The following is a 24,534-nucleotide window of genomic DNA, read 5'->3' on the forward strand; positions in this document are numbered from 1 at the left end:
ATCGATCCCGACATAAATCGTTGACTGTTCTTCGGTCATGCCTTTCTCCTCGCATAGCGACGGCTCCTGCCGCCATGCGATCAGATTACAGGCTGATCCTTCATGTGCGGGCCGATAGAAAAAGACATGCGGTCTTACGAACCTACAATATACTCTGGGAAAGCATGCTATATAGCTGCCCAATCGCGCAGATGGCTGGTCGCTGCAGGCCGTATGAACGACTGCTCTCGAAGGATTGCTGCGCCAGCTATGCCGCGCTGCCGTCAGACAGCTTTCCGCCGAGGCTGTGTAAAAACTTCAATTTATGCTATGCTTACGCGGTGTTGGGGGACTTTGCATGGCGGGTTTCATCGATGGTATTAGCCGAGATCAGACGACGCTTTTTCCCGAGCGATTGGATGACTGGATCGGGGAAGATCACCTTGCGCGCGTGGTTGATCTGTTTGTTGACCAACTCGATCTGGGCACACTTGGGTTTCAGCGCTATGCCGCCGCACGCACCGGGCGACCGGGCTATCATCCGGCTGTGCTGCTCAAGCTTTTCATCTACGGTTATCTAAACTGGATCCCCTCCAGTCGCCGTTTGGAATGCGAAGCCGGTCGCAATGTCGAGTTGATGTGGCTGACCGGTCGACTGGTTCCTGATCACAAGACCATTGCGGATTTCCGGCGGCTCAATGGTCTGGCCATCCGCAAGACCTGTGCGAAGTTTGTGGAGCTGTGCCGTTGGATTGGCGTGCTGAGGGGCGAGGTTGTCGCGGTTGATGGCAGCAAATTCAAGGCGGTCAACAATGTCAACAATGTCAACAATAGATACAGGAACTTCACCAAAGGCAAGATCGCCAGTCGCCTCGTGCACTTGGAAGCCGAGGTCGGGCGCTACATCAAGGAGGCCGACCGGATTGACCGTCAGGAAACGGGCGCAGCACGGGCTGAGCGGTCGGCGCATCTAGCCGGCAGATATCACCGCATCAAGCAGGAGATTGAACGCCTGCTGGCAATGGACGAAGAGCTGTCCGATGCGCCGGATGGGCAGATCTCGCTCACAGATCCCGATGCGAGGGCAATGGCGACACGCGCGCAGCACAGCGGGCATGTCGGTTATAACGTTCAAAGTGTTGTCGACGCCGAAACTCATTTTATCGTGACGCACGAGGTCACCAACCAAGAGCATGACAGGGATCTTCTGACCAAGATGGCTGCGCAGGCAAAGGCTGTTCTGCAACGTGAGGATCTGCACATCCTTGCCGACAAGGGTTACTTCAGCGCCCTTGAAATCCTTGCTTGCCACAAGGCGGGTATCACCGCGACCGTGCCGCAGTCGGATACTTCTGGTGCCCTATCAAAGGGGCATTTTGTGAAGGCAGACTTCGCCTATGGCCATGATGTCGATGTCTATCGCTGCCCGGCGGGAAAGGCGCTTACGCATCGGACCACCACCGAGCAGCAAGGCCTCCAAATGCGGCGCTATTGGACAAACGCGTGCAAGGATTGCGCCCTCAAGAGCCGTTGCACCACAGGGCACGAGCTTCGGGTCTCACGATGGGAACACGAACATTGGTCGAAGCCTCGAATGCCCGCCGCCGCAGCCCGGCCGCTCCAATGAGCGTCCGCCGCTCTACAGTCGAGCACCTGTTTGGCACGATCAAATCCTGTATGGGACCCTGCCATTTCTTGACCCGACGGCTTCTGGGGGGCCGCACAGAAATGTCGCTGAATGTGCTGGCCTACAACATCAAGCGAATGATCGCACTGGTCGGCATCAAAAGGTTGAGTACAGCAGTCTCGAGGTGATCCGGGGCAAAACTGCCAGCAATCGACGGTTCGGCGTTAGCTAAGGCTTCTCGCCGGCCCCCGGAGGCGCCCAAAACGAAACGTATGACCAATATGAGCCAAAATCTGCAAACTGGCTGAACTTGCGGCCCAGAGGGTTGGGGCCGTCGAGTTTCCACACAGCCTCCGCCCTTTGCATCGATCTTGTCTATGTGCCCGGCCCACAGTTGCCATTCGCTGCCATCACCCTGCCGTGCTGCAACTTCGTGAGAGCGGTATACCTAGTGGGAAGGTAACTCACACCACTAGCCAAGTAGAGAAGGCAGGTGATCTGCTCGATGACCGAGAGGGGGTTCGACACCCCACCAGACCAGAAGGCGTTCCAGATGTGGTCAATTTTGGCACGGATCCTTCCGGCCAGCGTGGTGTCTCCTTAGGTGGTTAAATCCGGTTGTGGCGGATGAACGGCTCCGACTGAAGAAATGGCTTGTATTTCGGACGTTGCGGGCCAGTTCATTCGGTGTCGGGCTCGTCCTTCGCCTTGCGGCGCATGGCTTTGATGATCTCGCCCTGCGGCTCAGGCGAAAGGCGGCCATAGTCGTCAATGGGGGTCGAAATCTTCTCATGGCCAAGGTTCATCGAGATCGCCTTGATTTGTTCGGGGGTGCTGCAAAATGCGTTGGACATCTGGACCAGAGTGTTGCGGAGCCCATGTGGAGTGAAGGGAGGCAGCCCCGCCGAGGTGAACGCTTCCTTGATGAACTTGCGCAGGCTGTCTTCGCTGGAGTAGGGCGCGCGGGTCAGCCCAATACATTGGAAACCCAACTCCGGCGAAACTTGCATCTCAGCAAAAGGGGCGACATCGGCATCGCGCTGGATCAGCAATTCGCCGTCCACCGAACCTAGACGTGTTTCAGGCGATCCATCGCCCAGCCGACAGTGAAGCCGTGCAGGATGGTTGAGAGCAGGATTACCAACCCGACCAGTGACCAGAGCTGGGTTTCATTTGAGAACTCCATGTGACTGCCCGCATAGCACAGGTAGTAAATCGACCCGATGCCGCGCACGCCATAGATCGAAACCACAGCGCGGTCACGGGGGCCGAGATCGGTCCGCATCAAGGCGATCCAGCCCGACAACGGACGTATCACGAGGATCAGCGTCAGCGCGATCAGGACATGCGCCCAAGACAGGTCGGCAAATAGCACGGGCAAGACGCTTCCCAAAGCAACCAGCAAAACTGCGGTCAGCGCGTGTTCGATTGACTCAGTGAAGTCGTGCAATTGCCGGTGAAATTGATGGTGTTGCTCGATGCGGCGCAGGGTCAGTCCCAGAACCGCGACCGCGATAAAGCCGTATCCTTCGACCAATTCCGTCGAGCCATAGCACAAAACCACGCCAGCAAGGGCGATGACACCAGACGCGGTTTCCGCCAGAATTGAGCCTTTCGGCACCGTAAACAGGATGTACCCCAAAACCCGCCCTCCGGCCCAGCCCATCAGCACGCCGACCACACTGCGGTAGAGAACGTCTCGGGCCAGCCATTCCCATCCCCAGAGCTGCGGGGCCATGCCTTCGGCGGCAACGATCAGGCCCAAGTAGACGAACGGAAACGCCAAGCCATCATTCAGCCCGGCTTCCGTCGTCAGGGTGAAGCGGACCGGATGTTCGTCGCCCTGTTGGGGTGGACCAACTTGAACATCTCCGGCCAGAACCGGATCGGTGGGTGCCAGCACCGCACCCAACAAGATCGCACCGGCAATGGTCAGCCCATCCACCGCAACACCGAGCAGCGCGACAGCGAAAATCGTCAGGGGCATGGCAATGGCCAACATACGCAAAGTTGGTATCCAGCGCTTCATCGGCCGCAGATTGTCAATGCGCATGCCAGCCCCAAACAGCGCGACGATCACGGTCAGTTCGCTGACCAGTTCCCACGGCAAAGGGGTTTGGCGCGGATCCGGCAGGCTGGCCATATTGGGCACAAACAGCCCGGCAACCGCGCCGAACAAAATCATCAGCGGAGCGGCGGCGGGTTCCCGTTTGGAAATCAGGCGTGGAAGCCAGTGCGCAAGCACGACAATCACCCCCACAACGACCAATGCGACGTGATAAGCACTCCATGAGAAAAACGGGTCTTCTTGCACGTCTGGGTTGCTCCGACTCGGAAGACGTCAGCAAGACCTCTTTTCCGAGCTAATGCAAATGCCGCGGAATGAAACTGGGCGGATCGTGGGGCACACTGGCGTTCGACAGCCATGTTTGCCACGGCGCTCATCAACGCTTTGTTCGGTGAGATGGCCGATTAAGATCTAGCGTTCGCATAGAGAGCCGACACGACCCGTCGCAATGACACAGTGCCGGAATGGGCGGGGCGCGACCTTTGCTGGAGCATCACCGTTTTAACAGAAGTGGCGACAGCGAATTTAGAACTCTGCCTCGTACTTCCGGTTTAGCCACGCCTGCCACGCAGCTTGGGCCCCAAGTGATTGCACATAATTGCTGGGCCAAAGAGCGACGCCTTCGGCCCACGCAAGCTTAGATTGTGCAGGAGATCTGTTTAGCCGAGCGGTAGCTCAGCCAGACAAGCCCCAGCCCAGCCGCTGCTAGGAGGCCACCCGCGACGGGAACTGCTGCATAGCCGAGTCCCGCGCTGATTACCGCGCCGCCGACGGCTGCGCCGATGGCATTGCCGAAGTTGAATGCGCCGATGTTGATGGACGACGCCAGCCCAGGCGCATCGGAAGCCGCCTGCATCACGCGCATCTGCACTGGTGGCACGATGGCAAAGGCAGCGCCGCCCCAAAGCAGCAGAATGACTGCTGCACCGACATGACTGCCGATCAAAAACGGCGTCGCCAGCATAATCATCGTCAGCGCTGCCAGAAAGATTGCCGTGGCGCCATCCAGCGACCAGTCTGCCACCCGACCCCCCAGCCAGTTGCCAATGGTAAAGCCCAGCCCGATCAGGGCTAACGCCAGCGTCACGAATCCGCCCGACGCATTGGTAAGCACCTCCAGCATCGGCGCAACGTAGGTAAAGAGGGTAAACATCGCGCTGGCTCCCAGCACCGTGGTCAGCAATGCGATCACCACTTGCGGCCTCATCAGCACCTTCAGTTCACGCCGCACATCGGGCCGCTGGCCGGGTGCCCCTTTGGGCAAGGCCAGCCACAGCGCGGCGATGGTGATCAGACCCAGTACTGCTGTGCCAGCAAAAGCCTCGCGCCAGCCGATCTGCTGACCGATCCACGTCGCCACTGGCACCCCGCCGACATTGGCGATGGTCAAACCCATGAACATCGTGGCCACGGCACTCGCCTGCTTTTCCTTCTTAACAAGGCTTGCCGCCACCACTGAACCTAGACCAAAGAACGCTCCATGATTCAAACTGGTCACCACACGGGCGATAAGAAGCGTCCAATAATCGGGCGAAAGTGCCGACAGAATGTTGCCCAATGTGAAGATCAGCATCAGTGCCATAAGCGCCGTCCGCTTGCCCCAGCGGCTGAACAGCAGCGTCATGACGGGGGCACCAATCATCACACCCATCGCATAGGCGCTGACCAAGAGACCCGCCGAAGGGATGGAGACATCTACCCCCTGGGCAATGACCGGCAACATACCCATCGGGGAAAACTCGGTGACGCCAATGCCAAAAGCCCCAACCGCCAGCGCCAGCAGCGGCCAGTTGAAGCCGCGTTTTTCTAGTGTCGTGTTCATACTCATATCCTCATACGGCTCGGTTTATGCGGCCCAATCGGGGGCCAGCCCTGGAGGGCTGACCAGTCTACCCTCTGGACGAGCAAGACCGCCGATGGCCGCCATTTCTGCTTCGGTCAGGGCAAAATCAAAAATGGCGAAATTCTCGGCCAAGCGGGCGGGCTTCGCGGTTTTCGACAGCACGATGACGCCTTGCTGTACCAACCAGCGCAGTCCAACTTGTGCAGCCGACTTGCCATGGCGTGCGGCAATCTCACCGATCAACGCATCACGCGGCACAGCGCCATCTGCCATACCAAAATAGCCAGTCAGGCGGGTGTCGGTTTCCAGTGCCAGCGCTGCCATGGCAGATTGATCCAGATAGGGATGCATCTCGATCTGGTTGGTGACGATAGGGGCCGTGCTGGCGGCCATAGCGGCGCGAAGCTGCGCGCGGTTGTAGTTGCTGACGCCGATAAAGCGCGTCTTGCCCGCGGCTAGCGCGCTGTTCAGCCATTCGACCTGCTGCGCCACCGGAATTGCGTCGCCCGGCCAATGCGCCAGCAGCAGATCCACTTGCGCGACCCCCAATTTATCGAGGCTTTCATCCACCGATGCGAGGAATCTGTCCGCGCTGTAATTCGCCACCCAGACCTTGGTGGTGAGGAACAGATCGTCACGCTTCGCACCCGCGGCAGCCAGCGCACGCCCAAGCGCGGCCTCGTTCTCATAAATTTGGGCGGTGTCATAATGCCGAAACCCGGCATCAAGTGCCGCTGGCACAACGGCCTCGATCTCTGCCTCTGACATACGGAACACGCCGAACCCAAGCGCTGGGATTTTGGCCCCTTGGGTGGTCACATAATGCATTCTTATCTCCTGGATATTGCGCAGAGGCACATTGACCTGCTTCAAGCCGCAAGAACGCGCGGCGATCCGATCGTGACAAATCAGGTCAGGATGTGGTTTGTTTCATGCAACAGCATATACTGCCGAAGAATACTCTTGATAATTGGCCGTTTCTGCACTTCATCTTAGAATATATTTCATAAGTAGAGTGCATATGGACAATCGAGCAGGAGAGATGCAGGCTTTCCTGCGTGTGGTCGAGACGGGTAGCTTTTCCGAAGCCGCACGCCAAATGCGGATGACGCCATCGACCCTGTCTAAGCTGATCGCGCGGATCGAGACTCGGCTTGGTGCGCGCTTGCTGGAGCGTTCGACACGGCGCTTGTCGTTGACTGCCGAGGGCTGGGTGTATTACGAGCGCAGCCAATCGCTGCTCGCGGGGATCGAGGATCTTGAGCGCGATTTGTCAAAGGGTGCAGCCTGCGTCGGAGGTACGTTGCGGGTCAGCGCCTCAGTCGGATTCGGCATGGTCGCAGTCGAGCCGCTTCTGCCCGCATTTTGGGCCGAATTTCCCAATGTGATTGTTGATCTGTCTTTGTCGGACGAGATGGTCGATCTCTATCTTGATCGCACGGACATAGCCTTTCGTGTCGGAAGCCTGACAAGTTCCAGTTTGACTGCGTTAAAACTTGGGATCGCGCCGCGCAAGATTGTGGCATCGCCAGACTATCTGGCGCACTACGGCACGCCCCAGGCTGCAAGCGATCTGGCGCAGCACCGCTGCCTTGGCTTCAACTTCCGCCGCTCCACCCCTGTCTGGCCACTGCAAGAGCGGGGGCGGATCGTCGATCGCGGCGTGTCAGGGCCGCTGCTGGCCAACAATGGCGAAACAGTGCGGCGCATGGCATTGGCCGGAATGGGCTTGGCGCGAATGGGCGAGTTCCACATCCGGCAAGATCTGCGCACCGGTCGTCTGGTCGAGGTATTGGCCGAGGCCGTCCAAGGCGACACCGAAGATATTCATGCCCTGTTTTTCGGCGGTGAGCGCTTGCCACACCGTGTTCGCGTCTTTTTGGACTTCATGGCGCCGCGGTTGCGGGCCTTCATTGGGGAAAGGCCCTGAATTTTGTAGGCCGAGCGGCCGTTCAAATTGGGACTGATCGGGGTCGTAACAAAAGAGAGTAACACCGGCATCCGCATCGCGGGATAGGCCTCTGCTATCCCGCGATGGCTTCGAAAATCTACGGCCCATCGTGTCACTGTGGTCATCAGCAAAATCCGGACATCGACGCCAGCGTCCGAGCTATTGGCGAACTTTGATGCGGCATCACGGATTGGAAGTTTGAAGCGATGAGTCTTCTTCTGTGAATCACGGGTAACACTCGGAAATCTGAACCCTTGCCGCCTCGGCGTGATCCAAAGGGAATCTGGATTGACTGCAAATGCGAATCTGTATTAAGTAACCATATCGTTACTTATGTGACTTCAAACATGCTTTTTGCTGCGGAGAAATGCACCTGCATTGACGGAAAACAGGCGGATTGGCGGGGACGAAATGAAAATATACGGGGTACAGCACATTGGTTTCACGGTGCCTGACATGGATAAGGCCGTCGCTTTCTTTGAGGCGTTCTTTGGCGCCGTGATCTGCCTTTCGACGGGGAAATTGGACGTTGATGACACCTTTATGGCTCATCGGTTGGGTGTTCCAGGCGATCGCCGGATCGAAGACATCAAGGTTTTGCGGGTAGGTAACGGCGCCAATCTGGAACTGTTTCAGTATTCGGGCGAGCCGCTCATGGACGAACCGCTGAAGCGTAACAGTCAGTCAGGCGGCTACCATATCGCATTTCAGGTGGATGACTGCGACGCGGCAGCAGAGCGCTTGCGCGTTGCTGGCATCGAGGTTCTGGATGGGCCAAACTATGTTGACAGCGGCGTAATGGCGGGCCTGACTTGGTGCTACTTCAAAGCGCCTTGGGGGCAGTTTCTGGAAATTGTCAGTATGGATGGGTCGCTTGGAGCCGAGCGGGCCGGCGGTCATCCACAATGGTCGCCGGTCGTTGGTGCATAGCGAGGTAACATGGCACAAGAAATCGTCATTTCGGCCAAACAAAGCTTCTGCTTTGAATCCTATCAAGACGCCGCTTTAAGGCCCGGCGAAATTCGCGGGCGCACGCTTTGTACCCTTGTCAGCCAAGGCACCGAATTGGGCTGGGCGAATGGCGACAGCTTTCCCATTCGCCCTGGCTATGCGGCGGTCTTCAAGGTGCAGGACGTTGCTGCAGACGTGACCGATGTAAAACGAGGTGATCTGCGGTTTGCGATGGGCCGCCATCGCTCGACCCAGACTCACCCGGCGTGGCAGACCCTACCAGTGCCCCAAGGTCTGGCCCCCGAGATTGCGGTGGTCGCCCGCTTGCTTGGCGTGACGATATCGACGCTGATGACCACACGGGCGCGGCCCGGAGATCGGGTTGTAATCACCGGGGCAGGCCCGGTGGGCTTCCTTGCAGCCCAGCTTTTCCACGCTTTCGGCTATCGCGTGACGGTGATTGATCCCGACCCTGTGCGGCGGGCGCAGGTGGTGGCAAGCGGCATTTCCGATTGTCGCGCGGTGATGCCGTTGGACGATGCTGACCTAGCACGCAAAGTGGCCTTGGTGGTGGATTGCTCGGGCCACGAAGGTGCGGTGCTGGACGGCTGCAAGATTGCGCGGCGCATGGGCGAGGTGGTTCTGGTCGGTGTTCCGTGGCGCAAGCTGACAGATACCACGGCGCATGATGTGATGAATGCGGTGTTCTTCAACCTTATTACTCTGCGTTCGGGTTGGGAATGGCAGTTGCCTATCCAATCGAAGGGCTTTGTTTGGGAAGACCTGCTCGAAGGCTATAACAATGCGCCCCACAGTATCATGGGCGGCTTCGCCCAAGCGCTTGATTGGTTGGCGGAGAATCGCTTTGCGCTGGACGGGATGTTTCACACCGCCATGCCGAACGACCCGGCGGCACTTTACGAAAGCATCGCCCGACGCGAGATTGCCGAGCCGTTTATCGTTTTGGATTGGACCGGCGTTGACCAGACCTGAAAGAAAGTGACGCCAATGATCCATCTGGTTCCGGTTCTTGCCTCTGCCACAGCGATGCAAATGACGCAGGCGGCGATAGCCCATGCTGAAGCGCAAGGCTGGAAGATCGCGGTTGCGATCGTTGATTCTTCAGGCGTGGCGCTGGCGACATGCCGAATGGATGCGGTGACGCCACCGATTTCTGACTATGCGTTGGACAAAGCCTATACAGCGGCCACGATGCGGTGCAGCACTGCGGCGTATTTTGAACGCATGGATGGCTCGCCAAGCCTGCGTCTTGGTTTGGCCAATCGTGACCGGGTTTTGGTCTGGGGCGGCGGTCTGCCAATATTGCACGATGGCATCGTGGTGGGCGGCATCGGCATTTCTGGCGCGCAGGATTTTGAGGACATCGCTTGCTGTCAGGCGGCTTTGCTTGCGGTTGGACTGGCCACGCCACGTTAACAGCTAGGGCGCAACCAGCCGCAGGATGGTGTCGATGTTGAAGCGCAGGCGTTCTTCCAGCGCCTCTTTCGCCATCAAATCGCGCTCGAACACGATGGATCCCGTGAAGCGGTTGGTCATGTAATAATAGCCAATCGCCGCGATAGTGATATTGAGCTGCACCGGATCAATACCGGCGCGAAAGACCCCTGTCGCCACACCGCGCTCCAGAATGTTTTCTACCATCGAAACGAACTTGCGGCTGTAGACCTTCACCACTTCGGATTTTTTCAGGTGCTTGGCGCGATGCAGGTTTTCGCTGTTCACCAGCGTGATGAACTCGGGGTTTTTCAGGTAATAGTCGAAGGTGAAGCGCACCAGCTTTTCCAGCGCTTGTTTCGGCTCGATATGGTCGAGTTTCAGCTTTTGTTCAGCTGTGCGGATGTCGACATAAGCGTTTTCCAGCACGGTCTGGAACAGCCCCTCTTTGCTGCCAAAATAGTGGTAAATCATGCGCTTGTTGGCTTTTGCCTTCTCGGCAATATCGTCGACGCGGCCCCCCCCTAAGCCATTCTTGGCGAACTCTTTCTTGGCGGCATCCAGGATTCTGGCCTTGGTCGCCTCAGCGTCGCGAATGCGCGGCTTGGCGGCGGGTTCCGTGGGCTCGATGTCCGTGGGCAAGGTGTCGTTCTCCAGCGCAAGTGTGGTTGGCTTAACCTCCAGTCTTACACACAGCTGTTGGCCCGCGTCAAAGTTCTTCCTTGCGCGATGTCGCATTTTTGTTGCGGAAAACACTTGACTCATGTTGATCTAAGAAAGTAACCAGATAGTGCGTTAATGGAGCGTGAAGTTCGACCACGCTCGGCGGACCTGCCGGAGAACAGGCGCTGTGATCGTCGCGAAACCGGCCACCAAGCGGTGGCAAAATGTGGAAAAGGGGAGGAACCTATGTCTACTTTCATCAAGGATTTCATCGAACGGGAAACCGTGAATCGTCGCAACTTCTTGCTGGCCGCCGCCGCAGGCATGGGGTCGTTTGCACTTCCGATGGCCTTTGGAAAAGGCGCGGCGTTTGCGGCTGAAAACCCGGCCCTGGCTTGGAGCTACCGCGACCGCGCCAGTGCCTATTGGAACGCAGTTGTCTCGGGTGGCGAGAATTTCGTCGAAAGTCTTGGCAAGACCAAGGCTGATATGACCAGCCTGATCAACGAGGGCTCTTCGGAGAAATCCTTGGCGGATATCAAAGCGTTCTTGGCCAAGAATTCGGGCAACTGCGCCATCGCCTGTGACGCCAATGACAGCCCCAACGCCCGGCCGGTGGTGGAAGCGGTGAAAGCTTCGGGCGGCTATATCTCGACAATCTGGAACAAAACTGACGATCTGCACCCGTGGGATATTGGTGACAATTACGTCAGCCACATGACCTGGTCAGATGAAAAGCCTGCCGAAGATACCGCGCGCCTGCTGTTTGCGGCGATGGGTGGCAAAGGCGGCGTGGTGCATCTGGGCGGTATTCCTGCCAACAACCCGGCGGTCGAGCGTCTGAACGGCTTGCATAACGCGCTGAAAGATTTCCCCGAGATTGAACTGCTGGACGCCCAGCCCGCCGATTGGGACACCACGAAGGCCGCTGAACTGATGGCTTCGTTCATCACCCGCTATGGCGACAAGATCACCGGTGTGCACTGCGCCAATGACAACATCGCGTACGGCGTGTTGGAAGCGCTGAAGGCCGAGGGCATCGAGGGTATGCCGATCGTGGCCTATGACGGCAACCCCGAAGCCGTGCAAATGGTGATGGATGGTAAACTGCTTTGCACCGTATTCACCAACCCCTATTGGGGTGGCGGTGTGTCCTTGGCATTGGCCTATCACGCTGCGATTGGCACGTTCAAACCCTCGGAAGAGCCAAACGACCACCGCGAATTCTATGGCCCGACGGTGATGGTGACCAAAGACGACGCAGCAGAGTTCAAGGCCAAGTATATGGACTCGATCCCGACTTATGACTGGAGCGACTTCTGGGGGCCGTCGAACGGCGGCATCGTTTACAAATAAACAGGCTGGGGCCGTCACGAAGCGGCCCCCGCATTGGCTGCAAGACTTAGGGCGGACTGAGGGGGAGAACGGATTTGACAGGGCGTTTCACGCGCGAAGACGCAATTCGCTGGGCACCGCTGATGGTGCTGATTGCCTTGGTGATTTTGTTCACCGCGATCAATCCTAATTTCTTTGCGCTGCGCAACTTTGCGCGCATCGCGGTGGCTGCAGCACCTGCACTGATGGTGGCAGTCGGCGTCACATTCATCATCCTGATGGGCTCGATTGATTTGTCGATGGAGGGGGTGTTGTCGTTCACGGCGGTGCTATTCTGTTTTGCCTTCGTCAAATTCGGCGGCAGTCTTGCCGCTGGTGGTTGGATGGCCATCCCATTGATTTTGCTGATTGGTGCGGTGGTCGGCATGCTCAACGGCCTGATCCATGTGAAGCTGCGCATTCCGTCTTTCATGGCCAGCCTTGCGATGGGTTTTGTCGCCACCGGGGCGACTGTGCTTCTGACCGGTGGCGGTATCGTCAAAATCGACGACGATGTGTTTCGCGGCCTGCTGACCTATCGTCTGCTGGGCTTTCCGCTGATGGTTTACGTCGCGGGCTTTTGTCTGCTTGTGGCCTCGTTCATCCAGACCCGTACCACACTGGGCCGCAATTTCTACGCGGTAGGTGGGGGTGAGGAGTTGGCCCATGCCTCTGGCCTGAATGTCAAACGGGTGCGGGTGGCGGGCTTTACGCTGGCCGGGGTGTTCTACGCGGGGGCTGCAATTTTGCAGGTAGCCAAACTCGGTCAGGCCGAGTCTGTCACGGGTGCCAATTTCATGTTCATCTCGATCACCTCGGTGGTGGTCGGCGGCGTCGCCTTGTGGGGCGGTGTCGGCGGAGTCTGGAACGCACTGGTGGGTGTGCTGATCGTCAACGTCATCAACAACGGCATGGTTGTGATTGGTCTGCCGGATTACGTCCAGGATGGCATGTTGGGCCTGCTCGTGATCATCGCCGTCGTGCTGTCGACTGACCGCCGCGCCGTCACTGTCGTCAAATAGGGGGCCGGGATGTATCAGCTTGCAAAGGTCGATAAGAAGTTTCCGGGCGTTCATGCGCTGAAGGCGGTGGATTTCCAGATCGGGCGCGGCGAGATCGTCGGGCTGGTTGGCGAGAATGGTGCCGGAAAATCCACGCTGATGAAGGTGATCTACGGCGCTTATCAGCCCGATGGTGGCCAGATCGTGTTGGACGGCAAAACCGTGCGCTTCGCCAACCCTCGCGCTGCGATGGAGCAGGGCATTGGCATGGTGTTTCAGGAACAATCGCTGATCGCCAACCTGACCGTTATGGAAAATATCTTTCTGGGCTATGAGCAACAGTTTGTCCGCTTTGGTGTGATCAATTGGAGGGCCATGGCCGATGCGGCACGCTTCCAACTGGCCAAGGTCAAGCTGGATATTGATCCGGCCACCGTAACCTCGGCGCTGTCGTTTGCGCAGCGGCAGTTGGTGGAACTCGCCAAAGTGTTGACGCTGGAAGAACGCGTGCATGGCAATCTGGTGATCTTGCTGGATGAGCCAACCTCGGTTCTGGCCGAGGATGAGGTGAAGCTGCTGTTCAAACTGGTGCGCGAACTGACCGCGCGGGCCTCATTCATTTTCGTCTCGCACCGGATGGATGAGGTGATGGAGCTTTCCGACCGCATCTATGTGATGAAAGATGGCGCAGTGGTCGATGTGGTCACCCGTGGGGAAAAGTCGGTCGAACAGATCCAGCACAAGATGGTCGGCCGCAACGTTGATAAAGAATACTACCGCGAGCATCGCCAGCAGCCGTTTGATGCGTCGAAAGAGCTGGTTAAGTTGGATGGCGTCTCGCTGCCCGGTCGGATCAATGACATCAGCCTGACACTGCACGCCGGTGAGGTGTTGTGTCTTGTTGGCACCGAGGGATCGGGACGTGAGGCGATCTTGCGCACGATTTACGGGATGCGCACGCCTTTGAGGGGCAAGGTCACGATCAAGGGCAAGCAGATTACGCAGTTTACCCCGCGCACTGCGGTGGCGCAGGGCGTCGGCTATGTCCCGCGTGAACGCAAAGTTGAGGGCATCGTTGCTGGCATGAATGTCTATGAAAACATGACTTTATCGCAGATGGGCCACCACTCCAGCGCGGGCGTTTTGCGCATCGCGGGCGAGCGGGCTTTGGCGCGGGATTGGATCAGCAAGCTGTCGATCAAGGCAAGTTCCGAACTGGCCGATTGCGGCAACCTCTCGGGCGGCAATCAGCAAAAGGTGGTGCTGGCGAAATGGCGCTCGGGTGGCTCGGACATCATGCTGCTGGATCACCCGACGCGCGGCCTAGATATCGGGGCCAAAGAAGATGTCTACGACATGATCCGTGACATGTCGGATGCAGGCGTCGGCATCGTTCTGGTGGCCGACACTCTGGAAGAGGCGATTGGCCTGTCACATTCCATCATCGTGGTCAAAGACGGGGCGATCCAAAAGCGGTTTGACTGCACGCAGGGAGCGAAACCTTCGCTCTTTGACCTTCTCCATTACATGATCTGAGGCACATATGGACTTCCAGCGTTTCAAACCGCATTTGCCCTGGATTACCTTGTTGGTTCTGGTGGCAGCCGTCGGCATCGTCGACGACACCTTCCTGCGCCCCGCCAACCTGCTGTCTCTGGCGGGCGACATCGTGCCGTTGTTCATCATGGCGCTTGGCCTGACCTTTGCGATCTACATCGGCGGAATAGATTTGTCGGCGCAGTCGATGGCCAATCTGGTGACAGTGGTGGCCTCGATCTATCTGGCATCCTTTGGGGCATGGGTGGCTGTGCTTTGCATCCTCGTTGGTTTCGGCTTTGGCATGCTGTCCGGCTATGTCACCACCCGATTGTTAGTGCCGTCGTTCATCTCGACTCTGGCTGTCGGTGGCGTTGCGTTCTCACTGGCGCAGTACTTGTCCGGGCAACGGGCGCTGAACATGGATGCGGCGCAGCGCGATGCGGTATTCGGCTGGATGATCGGCAAAACCGGCCCGATTCCGCACGAGTTGTTCATCGCCGCCGGTCTGCTGGCCTTGACCCTGTTCATCGAGCGGCGCACGACCTTGGGCCGCGCTTTGAAAGCGGTAGGAGCAGGCGAGCCTGCGGCGGCGGCCTCTGGCCTGAACGTCGCGCGCTACAAGATGCTGGCCTTTGCAATCTCGGGTGCCTTGGCCGCAATCGCGGGGCTGTTGTTCGCGGTCAAATTGTCGGGCGGCGCGCCAACGATTGCCAACGGCTTTCTGCTGCCCGCCATTGTCGCGGTGCTGGTCGGTGGCACGCCTCTGACAGGCGGAGTAGGCGGCGTGCTGAACACCGCCATCGGCACGTTGATCGTCGCGGTGATCCGCGCCTCGATGCTGTATTTCGACATTCAGGCGACGCAGCAACAGATGGTCTTCGGATTGGTGCTGATCGGGGCCATCGCGCTGACCATCGACCGCGCCAAGCTGCGCACAGTGAAATAGGGGGCACAGATGAAAGCCGCCGTCCTGATCGCCCCGCAGTGCTTTGAGCTGCGCGATGTATCGATGCCCGTCATTGGCCCCGAGGATGCGCTGATCCGTATCAGCCGTACCGGGATCTGCGGCACTGATGTGCATATCTTCAACGGCCATTATGCCGCCGACCGCCTGCCGTTGATCCCCGGCCACGAGTTCTGTGGCACGATTGCGGCATATGGTGCGAACGTGAAACACCTTTCCGAAGGCCAGCGCGTGGTGGCCGATATCAACATCGGTTGCGGCACATGCTATTGGTGCCGCCGCAATGAAATCCTGAACTGCCCGACGATGACCCAAGTGGGCATTGGCCGCGACGGTGCATTCGCGGAATATGTCGCTATGCCCGCACGATTGGTGATCCCCGCGCCCGTTGGCATCTCGGATGCTGTGTTGGCGCTGACCGAACCTGTGGCCTGCGTGGTGCGCGCCGCCCGCAAAGCTCAGGTCAGTTTTGGCCAATCGGTGGTGGTGCTTGGCGCTGGCCCTATTGGCAACCTGCATGTGCAGATGATGCGGCTGGTCGGTGCCGCGCCGATCATCGTGGCTGACCTGTCGGAAGACCGTTGCCAGATGGCACGCGTTGCCGGGGCAGATGCCACCGTCAGCGACCCTGATCAACTGCATGCACGCGTGATGGCGCTGACCCAAGGTCGAGGTGCCGATGTGGTGATCGAAAGCGTCGGCTCACCCCGGCTTTACGCCACCGCACAAACCCTGATCCGAAAGGGGGGCCACATCGCCTTCTTTGGCCTGACTGGCCCCGATCAAAGCCTGCATGTCGATATCCTGCGCACGATCCTCGAAGAAAACAGCCTGAAAGGCTCTGTCGCGGGCATGGGCGAGGATATGCACGACGCGCTGACCCTGCTGGCCCACGGTCGCTTCAAGACGGATGCCTTCACCGCTGCAAGCTATCCGCTGGATGACATCCAGACCGCGTTCGAGACGCTGGCCGCCCGGCCCACTGATCTGAAAACCCAAATCCTGCTTTAATCCCGAGGTTCCGATGGACACCCTGCGCCCGTTCCCCACTTTGCCCGCCACCCCGCGCGAGTTTGGCTTCTACATTGACGGCCAATGGCAAACTGGCCGCCCGTTGTTCGAGCGTGCCTCGCCCGGCCACGGCGTGCCCGTCACCCGCATCCCGAAATGCACGACAGACGATCTGAACGCCGCCGTCACCGCCGCCCGCACTGCGTTTGAAGGCCGCCGCTGGGCCGGGCTTTCCGGGGCCGCCCGTGCAAGCGTTCTGCTGCGCGCCGCCGAAATCCTCAAGCGCCGCCGCGTGGAAATCGCTTATTGGGAAACGTTGGAGAACGGCAAGCCGATCAGCCAGGCCATGGGCGAAATCGACCATGCCATCGCTTGTTTTGAGATCGGCGCGGGGGCCGCGCGGATGCTGCACGGCGACAGCTATAACAGTCTGGGTGACAACCTGTTCGGCATGGTCTTGCGCGAACCGATCGGCGTTGTCGGTCTCATCACGCCGTGGAACTTCCCCTTCCTGATCCTGTGTGAGCGGGTGCCGTTCATCCTCGCCTCGGGTTGCACATTGGTGGTGAAACCGTCTGAGGTTACTTCCGCCACTACGCTGTTGTTGGCCGAAGTGCTGGAAGAAGCGGGCCTGCCTGCGGGCGTTTACAATGTTGTAACCGGATCAGGGCGCACGATTGGCCAAGCGCTGACCGAACATCCCGATGTCGATATGCTGTCCTTCACCGGATCGACCGCCGTGGGCCGCTCCTGCGTTCATGCGGCAGCCGACAGCAATTTCAAGAAACTCGGGCTGGAACTCGGCGGCAAAAACCCGATCATCGTTTTTGCCGATGCCGATCTGGATGATGCCGCTGATGCCGCCGCCTTTGGCATCAGCTTCAACACCGGACAGTGCTGCGTCTCGTCCAGCCGCCTGATTGTCGAACGCTCAATTGCTGCGAAATTTGAGGCCTTGCTTGCCGCCAAAATGGCAAAAATCCGCGTCGGTGATCCGCTTGACCCAACCACCCAAGTCGGGGCGATCACCACCACAGCGCAGAATGACGTCATCATGGGCTACATCGCCAAGGGCCAGGCGGAGGGCGCAACGCTTGTTACCGGCGGCACCGTCAAAGACCTTGGCCACGGCCAATATATCCAGCCAACGCTGTTTTCCGGCGTCACCCCGGATATGGCCATTGCACGGGATGAAATCTTCGGCCCGGTCCTGTGCTCCATGGCCTTCGACACCGTTGAAGAAGCCATCCAGCTTGCCAATGACACGGTTTATGGCCTTGCCGCCAGCCTCTGGACCAAGAACATCGACAAAGCCCTGACCGTCACCCGCCGCGTCCGGGCGGGGCGCTTCTGGGTCAACTGCATCATGGCGGGCGGGCCTGAAATGCCGCTGGGCGGTTTCAAGCAATCCGGCTGGGGGCGTGAGGCCGGAACCTACGGCGTCGAGGAATACACCCAGATCAAATCCGTGCATATTGAAACCGGCAAACGTAACCATTGGATCGCATGATGGCCCGAGGTTCTGAACAGTTGGGCTTTGACTATGTGATCGTTGGCGGTGGTTCGGCGGGCTGCGTGCTGGCGGCCCGGCTGTCGGAAAACCCCTCCGCCCGCGTTTGCCTGATCGAAGCAGGCGCACGCGATACCAACCCGCTGATCCACATGCCGGTAGGCTTTGCCAAAATGACCACCGGCCCGCTGACCTGGGGCCTGACCACCACGCCGCAGCGCCACGCCAATAATCGCGAAATCCCCTATGCACAGGCCCGCGTGCTGGGCGGGGGATCGTCGATAAATGCCGAGATTTTCACCCGTGGCCATCCCAGCGACTATGACCGCTGGGTGACCGAGGGCGCTGTCGGCTGGGGCGCTGCCGAGGTGCAGAAGTACTTCCTGCGCTCTGAAGGCAATACAATTCTGTCGGGCGCGCTGCACGGCACGGATGGGCCGCTTGGGGTCTCGAACATTCCCGACCCAAGGCCTGTCACCCGTGCCTTCGTGCAAAGCTGTCAAGAACGCGGCATCCCCTATAACCCTGATTTCAATGGCGCTTTGCAGGAGGGGGCGGGGTTCTACCAAACCACGACCAAGAATTATCGCCGCTGCTCTGCTGCGGTGGGCTATTTGCGCCCCGCCTTGTCACGGCCCAACCTGACGGTGGTCACTGGCGCGCTGGTACTGCGTGTGGTGTTCGAGGGCAGCCGTGCCATAGGCGTGGAATATACCGTGGGCAATGCGCCCAAGATCGCGCGGGCCGAAAGCGAAGTCATCGTGACCTCCGGCGCGATTGGCACGCCCAAGTTGATGATGCTGTCCGGCGTGGGGCCTTCTGCGGACCTAACGCGCCACGGTATCAAAGTGGTGCAAGACCTTCCCGGCGTCGGTCAAAATCTGACGGACCATTTTGGCGTTGATATTGTGGCCGAACTCAAAGGTCACGATAGCCTTGATAAATACAACAAACTGCATTGGGCTTTGTGGGCGGGCATTGAATACACGCTGTTCAAGTCCGGTCCCGTGACCTCAAATGTTGTAGAGGGGGGGGCGTTCTGGTATGCCGACCAGGCAGCGCGCTGTCCCGATCTGCAATTCCATTTCCTTGCAGGGGCAGGGGCAGAGGCTGGCGTGCCCTCGGTGCCCAAAGGTGCGTCAGGCATCACGCTGAACAGCTACACCCTGCGCCCGAAATCGCGCGGTTCGGTGAGCTTGCGTTCTGCAGATCCGCGCGCGCTGCCGCTGGTTGATCCCAATTTCCTGGCCGAGCCGGACGATCTACGCATCGCCGCCGAAGGTGTGCGGATCAGCCGCGAGATTTTCAGCCAGCCGTCGCTACAGAAATATATCCGCACCCTGCGCTTCCCCGATGACGCTGTTCGCAGCCAAGCCGATTACGAGGCCTATGCGCGCCAATATGGCCGCACCTCGTATCATCCGGTATCGACCTGCCGGATGGGGCAGGATGACATGGCCGTGGTTGATCCTGCCTTGCGCGTGCGGGGATTGGACGGGTTGCGGATTTGCGACAGCTCGGTGATGCCCAGCCTGATCGGCTCAAACACCAATGCGCCGACCATCATGATCGGCGAAAAAGCCGCCGATCTGATCCGGGGCAATGCCTGATCTTTACCGAAATCTGAGGTGAAAAGGGGCGGCCAGCACGGGTCGCCCCAGTGCCGTCAATCCCATTCGGGTGCAATCGGCACCAGTGCTTTGGTCACCACGCGGTAGCCCACGGATTTCATCGCCTCAATCCGCGCCATATCAACTGATGACAGCGTGAAATCCATCAGATTGAAATTCTCGGCGATATTCGCAGGCTTGGTCGACATCGTGTTGATCGCCACGCCCTTTTGCAAGATCCACCGCAACACCACCTGCGCCGCCGATTTGCCATAACCCGCGCCAATTTCGCCAAACAGCGGATATTTGAACACTTCCCCCCGCGCGACCGAGCAATAGGACGACAGCGGAATCCCGGTTTCAACCGCAGTGGCCAGCAGCAGATCTTGGTTCAACAACGGCTGAAACTCCACCTGATTGGTCACCAGCGGCACGTCCACCACCGCACGCGCCTGCCGCATCATCGCGGCGGTAAAGTTGGAAATTCCGATATGCCGCGTCAGGCCGCGCTCATAAGCCTGCTGCAACAACCGCAGCGATGGTGTGATATCGCCATCCGGGGCAGGCCAGTGCAAAAGCAGCATATCCACCTGATTCAGTTGCAAATCTTTCAGGCTCTGCTCGACTGAGGCCAAGAACCTGTCCGCACCAAAATTCTCTGGCTGCACTTTGGTGGTGATGCATAGCTGATCCCGCGCCACTCCGGTGGCCTTCAGCGCCGCACCGGTATCGGCCTCATTGCCATACATTTGCGCCGTGTCAAACGCCCGATAGCCCACGGCAACCGCCGCCGCAATCGCTTGCGCCAAAACCTCGCCCTTCAGCGGAAACGTCCCGAAGGCGCGCTGGTGGGTCTTCTGAAAACTGATGTTCATCTGCGTCTCCAAACTGTTGGCAATCCCTGAAATTATTCCCTTGATGGGCTTGGCAGGCCGTGGTTATTCTTATAACCAGTTAGTTACTTGATGCAAAGCCCATAAAGGAGAATCGCCATGTCAAAGATCAAAACGGCTGCCGAGGCGGTGCGGTTGATTGGCGACAATGCGATGGTCGCGGTGAACTCGTCTTCGGGCCTGTGCTGCCCCGACGCGGTGCTGAAAGCTTTGGGAGAGCGTTTTGAGGCCGAAGGCCATCCGCGAAACCTGACCTCAATCCACCCGATTGCGGCGGGCGATATGTTCGGCTCCAAAGGGGTGGATCATATCGCCAAGCCGGGGATGCTCAGCAAGATCATCGGCGGCTCATACCCTTCCGGGCCCACCAATGCCGAACCGCCTTTGGTCTGGCAAATGATCCTGTCAGAGCAACTGGCGGCCTATAACGTCCCCTCGGGCATTGTGTTCGACATGCTGCGCGAGGGGGCCGCGAAACGCCCCGGCGTGCTGACCAAAATCGGGCTGGATACCTTTGTGGATCCTTTGCAAGATGGCTGCGCGATGAACGCGACGGCGCGGGCGCAACCTATTGTGAAACATGTCGATTTCGCAGGCGAAGACTGGCTGCATTTCCCGCCCTTGCAGCCTGATGTGGCGATCATCCGCGCCTCGACCTCGGACGAAAACGGCAACCTGACCTTTGAACAGGAAGGCGCCACTTTGGGCGCGATGGAGATGGCCTTGGCCGCTCGCAACTCGGGTGGTCTTGTTATCGCGCAGGTCCGTCGCATCGCGCAAAATGGCTCTCTGCGTCCGCATGATGTGCGCGTGCCGGGCATTCTGGTCGACGTGATCGTCGAAGCCCCGGATCAGTTGCAAACCACCGCCACCGCCTATGATCCTGCGATTTCGGGTGAATTGTTCCGCCCGCTGAACACCTTCCGTCGCGCCGAATTCAATCCAGCCAAGGTGATCGCCCGCCGTGTGGCACAAGAACTGCAAGCCGGTTGGGCGGTGAATATCGGCTTTGGCATATCCGCCAACGTGCCGCGCGTGCTGCTGGAAGAAGGTCATCACGGCAAGGTCACTTGGGTGATCGAGCAGGGCGCGGTGGGCGGCATTCCCTTGCTGGATTTCAAATTCGGCTGCGCCAGCAATGCCGAGGCTTTTGTCGCCTCACCACATCAGTTCAGCTATTTTCAGGCCGGGGGATTTCATTGCTCTCTCCTCTCGTTTCTGGAAATCGACGCCGAGGGGTCGGTCAACGTATCGCGCCTCTCGGCGACGCCCCATCGCACCGCAGGCGCGGGTGGTTTTGTCGATATCACCGCGCGTGCCCGCAAAATCGTGTTCTCTGGCAACTTCAATGCGGGGGCGAAGATGCATTTAGAAGACGGGCGCTTGGTGATCGACAAGGAAGGCAAGGTGGCCAAAATCGTGCCAAAGGTTGATCAGGTGTCGTTTTCAGGCCGCCGCGCTGTGGCTCAGGGGCAGGACATTTCCTACGTCACCGAGCGTTGTGTGATCCGCCTCACGCCGCAAGGATTGCTGCTGACCGAAATCGCACCGGGTTTGGATCTGCAGCGGGATGTTCTTGATCAGGCCAGCACGCCGCTGCATGTCTCGCCGGATTTGAAAGTGATGGAAAGCGCCCTGTTTCTCGAGCCGCCTTTCGGATTGGTGCTATGACTGACATGCGCCTGTCGCTGTCGTTTGATGGCCCTGTGGCGCATCTTGCGATCTGCCGTAGCGAAAAGCTGAACGCTTTGGACGCGGAAATGATCGACACCTTGCTGTCGCTCTGCCGCCATATTGACCGCTCGGACGCGCGCGCAGTGATCTTGACCGGAGAGGGCAAAGCGTTTTGTGCAGGCGGCGACATTGCTGCCTGGAGTGCGCTGTCGCCCGAAGATTTTGGCCGACGCTGGCTGCGTGATGGCCATCAGGCCTTTGACGCGCTGGCCCGGCTGCGCCAGCCGTTGATTGCGGTTCTGAACGGGCATTGTCTCGGCGGTGGCCTTGAACTTGCCGCCTGCGCGGATCTGCGCATCGCCGAAGCGCATGTCAAGCTGGGGCTACCCGAAACCGGCTTGGGTGTGATCCCCGGCTGGTCTGGCACCCAGCGCGCCAGCCGCCGTTTCGGCGCGCAACTGATCCGCCGCATGGCCTTGATGGCCGAGGTTTTCAGTGCCGATCAAGCGCTTGCGCTAGGCTTGGTGGATCAGGTCGTACCATCAGGTCAGGGAATGGACGCCGCCACGGTTGTGGCGCATCGCGTGCTGGCCCGCAGCCCGCGCGCGACCGAGATCACCAAGCAGCTGATCAATGCCGCCGAGGGTGAGGATCGTGAGCGCACGCTTGAAATGCTTGCAGGCGCGCTTGTGGCAGGGTCTGATGATCTGGCTGAGGGCCTGTCTGCTTACCGGGAAAAACGTCAACCCCATTTTGGGGGAAAGGACTAACATGATCCGTCACATCGTCGCTTTGCGGTTTAAAGCCGGCACAACTGAACAGACCAAGGCCGCGCTTTACACCGAATTGGCAGGATTATCGGCCCAAATCGACGGCATTCTCGATTTCCAATCCTCGGCCAATGTCTCGGTAGAACCGCTATCGCGTGGGTTTGACGACGTGTTCTGGTTCGATTTCAGCGACTCCGCCGTGCGCGACGCCTATCTGATTCACCCCGCCCACCAAGCGGTCGGCGCGCGGATTGTCGCTGAAACAGAGGGCGGCGTGGAGGGGATCTTTGTGTTTGATGTTGTCGTCGCATGACGCCCGAAGACCGTCAGTTTCTCATCGGATTGTTCGAGGCCGCTGTTCGGGCGGCTGATCCAGCAGCCGCGCTTCGGAATCATCTGCCCAGCCGTCCAAAAGGTCGTGTGGTGGTCATCGGGGCTGGCAAAGGCGCGGCACAACTGGCGGCGGTGTTTGAGGAACTGTGGGACGGGCCACTGGAGGGCGTCGTGGTGACGCGCTACGGCTATGGCTGCGCGACCAAGCGGATCAGGGTGCTGGAGTCCGCGCATCCGGTGCCGGATCAGGCCGGATTGGCGGCCTCGGCGGCGCTGTTTGAGGCGGTGCGGGGACTTTCGGCGGATGATCTGGTGGTGGCGTTGATCTGCGGCGGTGGCTCGGCTTTGCTGCCCTGCCCGCCGGGGGATTTGACGTTGGAGGATGAGGCGGGGTTGAACCGGGCTTTGCTGGCTTCGGGCGCGCCGATATCGGTGATGAACGCGATCAGGAAGCAAGTTTCAGGCATCAAAGGTGGGCGGTTGGCTGCGGCCTGTTATCCGGCGCGGGTGGTTTCTTTGGTGGTGTCGGACGTGCCGGGGGATGATCCGGCGCAAGTGGCGTCTGGGCCGACGGTGCCGGATGGGGTGACGCGGGAGGCGGCGCGGGCAATGGTGGCGGCTTGGAGGATTGAACTGCCGGAAAGGGTGGCGGCTTGGCTGGCGGGGGAGGACGGGCGTGCGCCTGATCCGGGCGATCCGGTCTTCGCTGGCCATGAGGTGCGGGTGATTGCTTCGGCGCGGATCAGTCTGGAGGCGGCGGCGGCGGCCTCGTCGGTGCCTGCGGTGATCCTGTCGGACGCGATTGAGGGTGAGGCGCGGGATGTCGGGCGGGTTCATGCGGCTATTGCGCGGGAAGTCGCCAGCAGGGGGCGACCGTTCCAGCGGCCCGTCGTGATCTTGTCAGGCGGGGAGACCACGGTGACCTTGCGGGGCAAGGGGCGGGGCGGGCGGAACTCGGAGTTTTTGCTGGCGCTGGCACTGGCTGCGGAGGGGGTCCGTTTCGCGGCCTTGGCGGCGGATACGGACGGGATCGACGGGTCGGAAGATAATGCCGGGGCCTTCGCGGATGGAGGGTCGATGGCGCGGCTGCGGGAGATGGGAGTGGACCCTTCGGCGCTGCTGGCGGGGAATGATGCCTATTCGGCTTTTGAGGCTTTAGAGGATTTGTTCGCGCCGGGGCCGACCGGGACGAATGTGAATGATTTTCGGGCGATCTTGATCAGGTAGCAGACCTTGTCCACGTGTGGACAGGGTCTGCTGGTATGATTATTCAATAGGTTAGAGGGGAGGCATTCAGACAATGTTAACTTTTGGCCGC

21 protein-coding genes and 1 pseudogene are annotated in these 24,534 nt (G+C 59.3%); 16 read left to right on the forward strand and 6 right to left on the reverse strand.

All coding sequences use genetic code 11. The features are described 5' to 3' along the window. The first annotated feature begins 337 nt into the window (after positions 1-337). Positions 338-1,794: pseudogene (locus U1A24_RS05910) on the forward strand (IS1182 family transposase). Positions 1,795-2,286: 492 nt separating this feature from the next. Here the strand turns inward: U1A24_RS05910 and U1A24_RS05915 are convergent. The 4 genes from U1A24_RS05915 to U1A24_RS05930 form a co-directional block, all read right to left on the reverse strand. After that, positions 2,287-2,670 carry a hypothetical protein gene (locus U1A24_RS05915; protein ID WP_322321051.1) on the reverse strand — a complete coding sequence of 128 codons (384 nt, stop codon included), beginning with the start codon at positions 2,668-2,670 and terminating at the stop codon, positions 2,287-2,289. A 5-nt stretch (positions 2,671-2,675) separates the two neighbouring features. After that, a complete protein-coding gene (locus U1A24_RS05920) occupies positions 2,676-3,791 on the reverse strand; it encodes a cation:proton antiporter (protein WP_416173463.1) in 1,116 nt (371 codons plus the stop codon). A 520-nt stretch (positions 3,792-4,311) separates the two neighbouring features. Continuing rightward, complete coding sequence (locus tag U1A24_RS05925; protein WP_322321053.1) at positions 4,312-5,496, reverse strand: MFS transporter; 1,185 nt, start codon at positions 5,494-5,496, stop codon at positions 4,312-4,314. A gap of 24 nt (positions 5,497-5,520) precedes the next feature. Then, positions 5,521-6,345 carry an aldo/keto reductase gene (locus tag U1A24_RS05930; RefSeq protein ID WP_322321054.1) on the reverse strand — a complete coding sequence of 275 codons (825 nt, stop codon included), beginning with the start codon at positions 6,343-6,345 and terminating at the stop codon, positions 5,521-5,523. Positions 6,346-6,538: 193 nt separating this feature from the next. On the opposite strand from U1A24_RS05930, the gene U1A24_RS05935 reads away from it, so the two are divergent. The 4 genes from U1A24_RS05935 (at position 6,539) to U1A24_RS05950 (ending at position 9,856) form a co-directional block, all read left to right on the forward strand. Further along, complete coding sequence (locus tag U1A24_RS05935; protein WP_322321055.1) at positions 6,539-7,447, forward strand: LysR family transcriptional regulator; 909 nt, start codon at positions 6,539-6,541, stop codon at positions 7,445-7,447. A 432-nt stretch (positions 7,448-7,879) separates the two neighbouring features. Then, the gene (locus U1A24_RS05940) at positions 7,880-8,398 is read left to right on the forward strand and encodes a VOC family protein (RefSeq protein WP_322321056.1); all 519 of its coding nucleotides are present in this window, start codon (positions 7,880-7,882) and stop codon (positions 8,396-8,398) included. 9 nt (positions 8,399-8,407) lie between these two features. Further along, positions 8,408-9,412, forward strand: a complete 1,005-nt coding sequence (locus tag U1A24_RS05945) for a zinc-binding dehydrogenase (protein WP_322321057.1) — start codon at positions 8,408-8,410, stop codon at positions 9,410-9,412. Between the two features lie 15 nt (positions 9,413-9,427). Continuing rightward, positions 9,428-9,856, forward strand: coding sequence for a heme-binding protein (locus U1A24_RS05950; protein ID WP_322321058.1), 429 nt, complete (start codon positions 9,428-9,430; stop codon positions 9,854-9,856). Between the two features lie 3 nt (positions 9,857-9,859). Here the strand turns inward: U1A24_RS05950 and U1A24_RS05955 are convergent, their stop codons facing one another. Continuing rightward, positions 9,860-10,516 carry a TetR/AcrR family transcriptional regulator gene (locus tag U1A24_RS05955; protein WP_322321059.1) on the reverse strand — a complete coding sequence of 219 codons (657 nt, stop codon included), beginning with the start codon at positions 10,514-10,516 and terminating at the stop codon, positions 9,860-9,862. 267 nt (positions 10,517-10,783) lie between these two features. Here U1A24_RS05955 and U1A24_RS05960 point away from each other — a divergent pair, with 267 nt between their 5' ends. From U1A24_RS05960 to U1A24_RS05990, 7 genes are all read left to right on the forward strand, one after another. Continuing rightward, complete coding sequence (locus U1A24_RS05960) at positions 10,784-11,893, forward strand: sugar ABC transporter substrate-binding protein (protein WP_322321060.1); 1,110 nt, start codon at positions 10,784-10,786, stop codon at positions 11,891-11,893. 74 nt (positions 11,894-11,967) lie between these two features. Next, positions 11,968-12,933, forward strand: a complete 966-nt coding sequence (locus U1A24_RS05965; RefSeq protein ID WP_322321061.1) for an ABC transporter permease — start codon at positions 11,968-11,970, stop codon at positions 12,931-12,933. Between the two features lie 9 nt (positions 12,934-12,942). Continuing rightward, positions 12,943-14,448, forward strand: a complete 1,506-nt coding sequence (locus U1A24_RS05970; protein WP_322321062.1) for a sugar ABC transporter ATP-binding protein — start codon at positions 12,943-12,945, stop codon at positions 14,446-14,448. A 7-nt stretch (positions 14,449-14,455) separates the two neighbouring features. Then, entirely contained in the window at positions 14,456-15,397 is a 942-nt protein-coding gene (locus U1A24_RS05975; protein ID WP_322321063.1) for an ABC transporter permease, read from the forward strand. Positions 15,398-15,406: 9 nt separating this feature from the next. Further along, on the forward strand, positions 15,407-16,426 hold the full coding sequence (locus tag U1A24_RS05980; RefSeq protein ID WP_322321064.1) for a zinc-dependent alcohol dehydrogenase: 1,020 nt from the start codon (positions 15,407-15,409) through the stop codon (positions 16,424-16,426). A gap of 13 nt (positions 16,427-16,439) precedes the next feature. Further along, positions 16,440-17,936 (forward strand): aldehyde dehydrogenase family protein, encoded by a 1,497-nt coding sequence (locus tag U1A24_RS05985; protein ID WP_322321065.1) that lies wholly within the window; start codon positions 16,440-16,442, stop codon positions 17,934-17,936. Further along, complete coding sequence (locus tag U1A24_RS05990; RefSeq protein ID WP_322321066.1) at positions 17,936-19,546, forward strand: GMC family oxidoreductase; 1,611 nt, start codon at positions 17,936-17,938, stop codon at positions 19,544-19,546. The genes U1A24_RS05985 and U1A24_RS05990 overlap by 1 nt, the downstream gene beginning before the upstream one ends. A 56-nt stretch (positions 19,547-19,602) precedes the next feature. Here U1A24_RS05990 and U1A24_RS05995 read toward each other — a convergent pair whose 3' ends face one another. Continuing rightward, positions 19,603-20,421: an aldo/keto reductase gene (locus U1A24_RS05995; RefSeq protein WP_322321067.1), complete on the reverse strand. Its 819-nt coding sequence runs from the start codon at positions 20,419-20,421 to the stop codon at positions 19,603-19,605. Positions 20,422-20,538: 117 nt separating this feature from the next. Here U1A24_RS05995 and U1A24_RS06000 point away from each other — a divergent pair, with 117 nt between their 5' ends. The 4 genes from U1A24_RS06000 to U1A24_RS06015 are packed head-to-tail and all read left to right on the forward strand — an operon-like array spanning position 20,539 to position 24,443. Further along, positions 20,539-22,110 carry an acyl CoA:acetate/3-ketoacid CoA transferase gene (locus tag U1A24_RS06000; RefSeq protein ID WP_322321068.1) on the forward strand — a complete coding sequence of 524 codons (1,572 nt, stop codon included), beginning with the start codon at positions 20,539-20,541 and terminating at the stop codon, positions 22,108-22,110. Next, positions 22,107-22,883 carry an enoyl-CoA hydratase/isomerase family protein gene (locus U1A24_RS06005; RefSeq protein ID WP_322321069.1) on the forward strand — a complete coding sequence of 259 codons (777 nt, stop codon included), beginning with the start codon at positions 22,107-22,109 and terminating at the stop codon, positions 22,881-22,883. Before U1A24_RS06000 ends, U1A24_RS06005 begins: the two co-directional genes overlap by 4 nt. Before the next feature lies 1 nt (position 22,884). Further along, positions 22,885-23,196: a Dabb family protein gene (locus U1A24_RS06010; protein ID WP_322321070.1), complete on the forward strand. Its 312-nt coding sequence runs from the start codon at positions 22,885-22,887 to the stop codon at positions 23,194-23,196. Further along, positions 23,193-24,443, forward strand: coding sequence for a glycerate kinase (locus U1A24_RS06015; RefSeq protein ID WP_322321071.1), 1,251 nt, complete (start codon positions 23,193-23,195; stop codon positions 24,441-24,443). Before U1A24_RS06010 ends, U1A24_RS06015 begins: the two co-directional genes overlap by 4 nt. The last annotated feature ends 91 nt before the right edge of the window (positions 24,444-24,534 follow it).

Source organism: Cypionkella sp. (genome assembly GCF_034376685.1).
Classification (GTDB): domain Bacteria; phylum Pseudomonadota; class Alphaproteobacteria; order Rhodobacterales; family Rhodobacteraceae; genus Cypionkella.